The organism is Vreelandella sp. L-15 (assembly GCF_056857635.1).
Window position 1 is genome coordinate 1 of record NZ_JBSXNN010000102.1, and the last position, 5,338, is coordinate 5,338.

General features: G+C 58.2%; 5 protein-coding genes. 3 read left to right on the top strand and 2 right to left on the bottom strand.

Annotation, left to right across the window (positions count from 1 at the left end; translation table 11 throughout):
- Window positions 1-150: 150 nt before the first annotated feature.
- Complete coding sequence (locus tag AC13CY_RS16540; RefSeq protein WP_483052814.1) at window positions 151-2,715, bottom strand: ABC transporter permease; 2,565 nt, start codon at window positions 2,713-2,715, stop codon at window positions 151-153.
- Window positions 2,708-3,517: an ABC transporter ATP-binding protein gene (locus AC13CY_RS16545; protein ID WP_062372788.1), complete on the bottom strand. Its 810-nt coding sequence runs from the start codon at window positions 3,515-3,517 to the stop codon at window positions 2,708-2,710. Before AC13CY_RS16545 ends, AC13CY_RS16540 begins: the two co-directional genes overlap by 8 nt.
- 115 nt (window positions 3,518-3,632) lie before the next feature.
- Between AC13CY_RS16545 and AC13CY_RS16550 the strand changes: the two genes are divergently transcribed.
- The 3 genes from AC13CY_RS16550 to AC13CY_RS16560 all read left to right on the top strand — a co-directional run bounded on the left by AC13CY_RS16550 (window position 3,633) and on the right by AC13CY_RS16560 (window position 4,938).
- Window positions 3,633-4,253: an arylesterase gene (locus tag AC13CY_RS16550; protein WP_062363545.1), complete on the top strand. Its 621-nt coding sequence runs from the start codon at window positions 3,633-3,635 to the stop codon at window positions 4,251-4,253.
- An 86-nt stretch (window positions 4,254-4,339) separates the two neighbouring features.
- Window positions 4,340-4,639, top strand: coding sequence for a type II toxin-antitoxin system RelE/ParE family toxin (locus AC13CY_RS16555; RefSeq protein WP_044630744.1), 300 nt, complete (start codon window positions 4,340-4,342; stop codon window positions 4,637-4,639).
- A complete protein-coding gene (locus AC13CY_RS16560) occupies window positions 4,636-4,938 on the top strand; it encodes an addiction module antidote protein (protein ID WP_054641079.1) in 303 nt (100 codons plus the stop codon). The genes AC13CY_RS16555 and AC13CY_RS16560 overlap by 4 nt, the downstream gene beginning before the upstream one ends.
- The last annotated feature ends 400 nt before the right edge of the window (window positions 4,939-5,338 follow it).

The following is a 5,338-nucleotide window of genomic DNA, read 5'->3' on the forward strand; positions in this document are numbered from 1 at the left end:
TGTGGGACTTTTACGGCGATAACCAAGCCATTCCCTCGGGCAATCGTCTTGGAAGCAGAAACCAGGAAGGTAACAACCTGGGAATCCCCTTCCTTTCCGTCGCTAGACGGCAGCGCAAGCTGAGGGAGGGGAGGATGTCAAGGCTGTAGATTAAGCTTCACCTAGCAGCCCTAAGCTTGCCGCCGGGGCTTGTCTACGCAGGCTGTAGGAGAGCGCATGGCCGATGACACCTATCAGCAGCGCGCCGCCAATGGGGAGTGCTAGCCATAGGCCGAGGTGCAGGCGTGGGGTTAAATCGAGCCAGTAGAGGTAGAGCGCGGCAGTAGCCAGTTCCGCCAGGACCGCCCCTAGCAGGCCGCTGGCGAATCCGAGCAGCGCGTATTCAGCCCCTTGCACGCGGGAGATCATCCGGTTGCCTGCACCAAACACCCGCAGCAGGCCACTCTCGTGGGCGCGTACCGGGCGGCTGGCGGTAAGCGCGGCGTAGAGCACACTCACGCCCGCCAACAGCACCAGGATTAGCACTAGCTCCACCGCGCGGGTTACCTGGGTCAACACATCGCGCACCTGCCCTAGAATAGCATCTACGTTGAGCAGTGAGACACCGGGGAAGTCGCTGACCAGCTCACGCACCAAGCCCTGCTCTTCGTCTGGCAGATGGAAAGCGGTAATGAAGCTATGGCCGAACGATTCCAGCACGCCGGGCGGGAAGATCACGAAGAAATTCGGGTTAAAGCTATCCCAGTTCAGGCTGCGCAGGCTTTCGATGCGCGTTTTGATGCTGTCGCTGCCTACGGCGAAGGTGATTTCGTCCCCTAAGCCCAAACCAAGACGCTCAGCCAAACCATCCTCCACCGAAATGGGAACAGTTTCTGAGTCGCTAGAAGGCGTCGCGTCCACTTCGCTCATCCAGCCTTCTGGCTCACTGGCGGGTGTGAACCACTGCCCTGCGACCACTTGGTTGCCTTCGGGTAGTTCGGATTGCCACGTCAGGTTAAGTTCACGGCGCAGCGAGTTGTCGCCTCGGGCATCGGCGGGTACCGCCTCCCTGGGCGCTTGGCCGTTAATCTCAGTGATGCGCCCGCGCACCATAGGGTAGAGCGTGCTTTGGGTATCGACCCGTGGTGCCACCGCTTGCTCAAACGCATCCCGCTCGCTTGGCTGAATGTTGATGGCAAAGTAGTTGGGGGTGTCTTCTGGTAGTTGATCTTGCCAAGTAGTGAGCAGATCCCCACGTACCAGGACGATCATCGCCATGGCAAAAAACGTGACCGAAAATGCCAGCAGTTGGCCAAGCCCCGCCTGCTTGCGGCGGGCCAGTTGACGCCCGCCCAAGCGAAATGCCTGAACCCACTCGCCGCCGCCCTTAAGGCGCTGCACAGCGCGAAGCAAACCTTTCAGCAATAAAGAACTCACGCCCCACAGCAGCGCCAATAAAGCCGAGCCACCCACCAGAAGCGCCAAGGCCAGAGGGAAGCTGCCTGAATAGAGCCACAGCAGGCCACCAAACACGATGCTAGCCACCCCCACCACCAGCCAAGCGGCGGGCGGTAACGGGTCCAGCTCTCGGCGCAGGACTTTAAGCGCGCTCACCTGCTTGATACGCAGCAGCGTTGGGCCTGCAAACCCGACCAGCACCGCCAGCGCGGTGAAGATGCCGAGCCACAGCGGCATAATGCCAGGGGGTGGCAGCGTCATGGGCAGAAAGCTAGTCAATAGCCACAGCAGCACCGCTTGGCCGACCAAGCCCAGCAGCGCACCAATGAGGGAGGCCATTAATGCCAGCCCAATGAGTTGCAGGCTGAAAATTGTCACAAGCTGATACTGGCTGGCCCCAAAGCAGCGCAGCAGCGCAGCAGTATCCAGGTGACGCTCTACGTAGCGGCGGGTCGACATAGCAACCGCCACCCCAGCCAACAGTACCGCAGCTAACCCGGCAAGGCCTAAGTAGCTTTCCGCACGTTGCAGGGCGTTACCCAACTGCGGGCGGTCTACCCGCACATCACGCACTTCTACCCCATCACGCCGTAGCTGTGCCAACAAGCCTTGCACCTGATCTAACGCGGCGGGCGGCCCGGCGGCCAGTAGTTCAAACTCAATACGTGACCCTGGCTGTACTAGGCCAGTGGCTTCAAGGTCAGCGGTATTGAGCATCAAGCGCGGGTTGAAGTTACCAAAGCCAGCGGATTGGTCCGCTTCGCGCTCGATAATCCCGCTAATGGTCAGCTCCGTTTGCCCCACCTGCACGCGGTCGCCAATCTCTATCTCAATCAGCTCGGCTAACCGTGGGTCTGCCCAGGCTTCGCCTGCAGGTGGGCCAGAGGCGATTTGCTCGACGCCGCTGCCCCTATCTACGTGAGAAACACCGTAATGCGGGTACACGTCATCCACCGCTTTGAGGCTGGCGGGCTGGAAGCGCTCCCCCTGGCTGATCATGGAGACCAGATCCACTTGGTCGCTCAGTGTAAAACCCGCCTGCTCTAGCGTATTGCGCAGCTCTTCAGGGAAAGGGTCGCGCTGTTCAAGCACTAAATCGCCCCCCAACATCTGCCCGGCTTGGCGCTCAAGGCCGCGCTCCAAGCGATCAAGAAAGAAGGCAATCATGGTGGACGCGGCCACCGCCAGAACCAGCGCCACAAACAGCGCCTGTACATCCGTCGCACGCAGGTCGCGCTTTAAGCTCCGAGCGGCCAAACGCCAGTTGATATCACTCATCGCCTTCCCCGCTGTTGGCTGGGGCTGGCTCGAACGGGACGAGCTGGCCGTTGGTCAGGCGCAGGCAGCGGTCGCAGCGGCGCGCTAAGGCGTGGTCGTGGGTGACGAGAATCAGCGTCGTGCCCGCTTCTTTATTCAACGTGAAAAGCAGGTCGATGATCTGCGCGCCGGTATCCGGGTCCAGGTTGCCTGTCGGCTCGTCGGCAAACACCAGCTCAGGGTCGGTCACGAAGGCACGCGCAATGGCGACACGCTGCTGTTCACCGCCAGAGAGCTGTTTGGGCTGGTGGGAAGTCCGCTCGCCAAGCCCTACACGCTCCAACCACTGCTGGGCAGCACGGGTTTCTCCGGCCCGTGGAGAGAGCTCTAGCGGCAGCAGCACGTTTTCCAGCGCGCTGAGGGTCGGCAACAGCTGAAAGTTTTGGAACACGAACCCCACTCGCCCTGCCCGCAGTGCGGCGCGGCCATCCTCATCCAGGCGGCTCAGCGCATGGCCGAAAAGCGTCAACTCACCGTCGCTGGGCGTATCCAACCCGGCCAACAGGCCTAGCAGCGTCGACTTACCCGCCCCGCTTTTACCCAAAATAGCCACGCTCTCCCCCGCCGCCACGCTTAACGACAGGTCGTGTAAAATGGTTAGCGTGCGTTCACCGCTGGTCACTCGTTTGGCCAGCTTTTCCGCGTGCAGCACTGGCTGGCTCACCGCTTCATGGGGAACCTTCTGGGCCGCTGATGAGTCGGTGTTGGACGAAGCCGCATCTTGGGTCGTGGTATTGGATATTGGGTCAGAGGAGTGAGGCATGAAACGTGGATTCCCTTTAGCAATTCAAAAACAAGCAATTCAAAAACTGTTTCGTCAGACACTGGCCTTTCAGCGGGGGCAAACGGCCACCCGGCGTGGTGTGTCTAGCGCCGTCATGCTGATCATATTCTTGGGTGCTGCCCCTTTATACGCCAACACGTCTGAAGAGCACCTACCAACGCTCCTCGTGATGGGCGACAGCTTGAGCGCGGCGTACGGTATTGAGCAGGAGCAGGGCTGGGTCACGCTGCTGGCAGAGCGCCTTGACGGTGAAGCGCACGTCGTCAATGCCAGCATTAGCGGCGAGACCACCTCAGGCGGTGCCCAGCGATTTGCCGATATTATCGGACAGCAGCAGCCGGGTATCGTTCTTTTAGAGCTGGGCGGCAACGATGGCCTGCGCGGTTTACCACCGGCCCAAATGCGCGCCAATCTCGCCACCATGATTGAGCAGAGCCAACAAGCCGATGCTGAGGTACTGTTGCTGGGTATCGATATTCCGCCTAATTACGGTCAAGCCTACCGCGATGCATTTACCAGTGTCTTTCATTCGCTCGCGGATGAGTACGATATTCCGCTGGTGCCCTTCTTGCTGGAAGATATCGCGCTTAATAAACAGCTGATGCAGAGCGATGGTATTCACCCCACTGCCGAGGCCCAACCCATTATCCTAGATAACGTATGGCCTGAGCTTGAATCCATGCTGGAAGAGACGTATCAGGCTTCTTCTCAGTAGTATACTTTGCGCACGGCACTGACTCGCTGGGCAACCCCATTTTTTCATGCCTTGCACGCATGTAGTCTAAGAACTACAATATCTTTATGCTCGCTATTAAACAAACCGACACTTACCGACGGTGGGAACGCAAGCTCCGCGATTCGCGCGCCAAAGCACTGATTGCCGCCCGTATTTTCAGGCTGGCCAACGGATTGACTGGCGATGTAAAACCCGTTGGTCAAGGCATCAGTGAACTGCGTATTCATCATGGCCCAGGATATCGTGTCTATTTTAAACAACGCGGTAATGAGCTTGTCATCCTGTTGTGTGGTGGCGATAAAAGCACTCAGCAAAACGATATCGATACAGCGCAGCGTCTGGCAGCAGAATGGGAGGAATCATGAGCGATAAGATTTACGACTATGACCCAGCAGCAGCCTTAGAGAACGATGAAGCCATCGCGCTCTTTCTCGCTGATGCGCTGGAAACCGGAGATGCCACTTATGTTGCTAAAGCGATGGGTATCGTAGCGCGCGCTAAAGGAATGACAGAGCTTGCTCGCGAAACCGGCCTCTCCCGTGAGCAGCTCTATCGTTCGTTCAGCGAGCAAGGCAATCCAACGCTGAAGACGATGTTGGCCGTCATGCGTGCACTGGGTATGGACTTGACGGCAAAACCACACCAAGAAGAACCAGCAGCATAAAACATTGCCTTTGTGTTTGATCTGACCAAGCGCTTTGCCGTAATAATTTCCTTCCCGAATATCTGAAAACGTTTGGATGCCAATAGGCAGCTTGCGGCGGTTGGCGTTGGGCACGGTGGCTTCCTGCGGTCCACATACATTATCAATCAGCGCGAAAAACCGCTTACTTTTAGTGAGCGGATGGATAGCGCGGCATCCGCAGGATGCCCTTGCTGATGATTTGCACAGTGCTATACTACTCACGTCGACACGACCTACCGAGGGGCACTCGGAAAGTTACGTCTGTGGAGACGATGTGAGACCTGGGGGATATGAGTTGGTTCGCCACCGTAAAAATCCCCACTGTGGGACTTTTACGGCGATAACCAAGCCATTCCCTCGGGCAATCGTCTTGGAAGCA